We start from the raw sequence: 2,511 nt of genomic DNA, 5'->3' as shown, positions 1-2,511 counted from the left end.
ATATAATATAAAAATATAATGAGAAAAAAGAATTTTTATACAAAATATTTCAAAAATGAAACTTTTTAGATATACAAATAGTAAAAGCAAATTTATTTTGGTTTATCACTTTGTGGATAAAAATTTAATTTTATATTGATATTAATTATTATTTTGATATAATTGCGCCACTGATTTATATTTCGTAATTTCAGTAGTTAAAGTATTTTTAATACTTATGTTATTTTATAAATTTAAATGATAAAATCAGTTTTGATTACTAAATTTGTTAAGTAAATAGCAAAATTTAGTCGTGTAGAAATTTAACAATATTTTTGTGACATATATTAGAAATAGAAAATAGACAATTTAATCTGAAAGGATATGTAATGAACAAGCATTTATTTGCACTTTTGGCTTTAGCAGCACTTAGCAGTCACTCTTTAGCTCACGAATTTTGGCTTTTTGGAAGCAGCAAGGAGGTAACTAGCGTTGATATCGGCTACGCAGACGACTTCCCGACTGTTGAAAAGATCCCAGACAACAAGACCGGACTATTTGAAGCCCCATACATTATAAACAAAAATGGCGAGAAACTGAGCCTAAAACAAAGCGGCGAAAACTACCATTATGAAAGGGCCAAACTAGAGGACGGCTCATACCTTATAGCTGGCGAGTATAAGCCTACGTTTTGGACAAAAGCAGGCGATGGCACATGGCACATGGGCAAAACCAAAGAGGACATCAAGGACGCCAAATACTGCAAAAAAGCAAGCATGAGCGCAAAAGGCGTCATAAATAAAAACGCAAAAGATAGCTCAGTCACAAAGCCGTCCAACCAACGCCTAGAGATAGTCCCACTTGACAATCCAGCAAATTTCAAAGTGGGCGTGCCATTTAAAGTGAAAATTCTATTTGAAGGCAAACCACTAGAAAATGCTACACTTGATGGAACATTTGATGGCTTTTTGAAAGAAAAAAGCGCATTTCACGGCCAAACTGAGCCAGATGGTACGATAGAAGTGCTTGCGCTTAAACCTGGAAAATGGCTGCTACAAACAGTGCATAAAATGCCATTTGCTGACTCAAAAATTTGCGATGATGAGACGATCGCTGCAACACTTGCATTTGAGCTAAAATAGTAAATTTAGCAGTGGGCGTATCGGCTTGATACGCTCTTTTTTCGTATTATTTTGTTGCATTTGAGACTATTAGGGTATAAATAAAATTATCTCCATTATTTTTATAATAATTATTAATATACTTACTCGCTTTTTCAAAAGATTTTATAAAGTTGCTTCCAGAAAAGCTCCAGCTATCATATGTAATGATGACTTCATAACCATTTAACCCATAAACATCTCCACCAAGCACCGTCATCTCTTTTTCTTTGATAACGTCTAAAACTTTAACAACATCGTCAAATTTCCAGCCAATCTCATAAACACCGATTTTATCTCTTAGAAAAATCCCCCTACTTAATAGCGATTGAGGTAAAATATTCATAAAGTCTAAATCTATAATCATAAATTTTCCATCATATCCGTCCAAAACGGCACATTTTTATATTCACTTATATATTTTGGAATATCAACACCACAAAATTCATGTAATAAATACTCTTGTAAATTTCTACCATAATAGACTATATCGCCATAATATATTGACAAGACCGCAGATCGTTATCATCATTCATCTCTGGCATAAATCTATGAGAATAGACTGGTATAATCTTTGGTGCATTTTTATATAGTTCAGCTACAACTTCAACTCTTTGTTCTCTTGATATCTTACACCATTGATCTGGCGAATAAGTGCTATTTGGTATATATTCTTCAAAAGAGGCGCTTTTCACAAAATCATAAAAATGTTGCATCATATTTTTTATTTTCGCGACATTTTCACTTGAAAAATCACGCCAATCGTAAAAACCATCCGAAACTGGCAGAGCTGTAGTCAAAAATGACTTTAACGAAAGAGGAAATTTAATCTCGTAAATTTCATATATTTTTTTAATCTCGCCTTGAGTAAGACCGGCGTCAAGTTTAATACCTCTATCTTTCAGGAGTTTAATAATTTCTAAATACACTATTCAATCCTAATAAAATTTTTATAATGATTTAAATAAATTCCAAAATCTAAAATTACTCCTACTAAAGTTGATATTTTAGACCCACAGTAATCATTCTCTAAAGTATTTAATATATTTGTATAGAAATATAGATATTACGACTTATAACAAAATACAAATAGTTGAAACTTACAAGAAAATACAATTTTTATTTAAGAATTTAAAAAATGGTGACCCATACGAGACTCGAACTCGTGTTACCAACGTGAGAGGCTGGTGTCCTAACCGCTAGACGAATGGGCCAAAAGATGGTGCCCCGTGTAGGTCTCGAACCTACGACCCCATCATTAAGAGTGATATGCTCTACCAACTGAGCTAACGAGGCAAATTAAACCTACGAAACAATTTAAAAGTATAATCATAAAACTTATAATCTTAAAATTTAATTTGACACTCAATAA

3 protein-coding genes and 2 tRNA genes are annotated in these 2,511 nt (G+C 32.5%); 1 reads left to right on the top strand and 4 read right to left on the bottom strand.

All coding sequences use genetic code 11. The features are described from left to right. Positions 1-368: 368 nt before the first annotated feature. Entirely contained in the window at positions 369-1,121 is a 753-nt protein-coding gene (locus Q0296_RS08580; protein ID WP_298039364.1) for a DUF4198 domain-containing protein, read from the top strand. Between the two features lie 46 nt (positions 1,122-1,167). Here Q0296_RS08580 and imm40 read toward each other — a convergent pair whose 3' ends face one another. From imm40 to Q0296_RS08560, 4 genes are all read right to left on the bottom strand, one after another. Further along, positions 1,168-1,530, bottom strand: a complete 363-nt coding sequence (imm40, locus tag Q0296_RS08575; protein WP_298039360.1) for an Imm40 family immunity protein — start codon at positions 1,528-1,530, stop codon at positions 1,168-1,170. 94 nt (positions 1,531-1,624) lie between these two features. Beyond that, a complete protein-coding gene (locus Q0296_RS08570) occupies positions 1,625-2,068 on the bottom strand; it encodes a hypothetical protein (protein ID WP_298039357.1) in 444 nt (147 codons plus the stop codon). Positions 2,069-2,278: 210 nt separating this feature from the next. After that, positions 2,279-2,353 (bottom strand) — tRNA-Glu (locus Q0296_RS08565). Between the two features lie 6 nt (positions 2,354-2,359). Further along, positions 2,360-2,435, bottom strand: a tRNA-Lys gene (locus Q0296_RS08560). Between the last annotated feature and the right edge of the window lie 76 nt (positions 2,436-2,511).

Source organism: uncultured Campylobacter sp. (genome assembly GCF_937890585.1).
In the GTDB taxonomy this organism is placed as follows: domain Bacteria; phylum Campylobacterota; class Campylobacteria; order Campylobacterales; family Campylobacteraceae; genus Campylobacter_A.
The sequence above is the reverse complement of the archived record's forward strand: the minus strand, read 5'-3'. Positions and strand labels throughout refer to the sequence as shown.

What these genes read in the sequence shown, in the direction of transcription:
- Q0296_RS08580 (WP_298039364.1), top strand. Translation starts at nt 369, where the DNA reads ATGAACAAGCATTTATTTGCACTTTTGGCTTTAGCAGCACTTAGCAGT.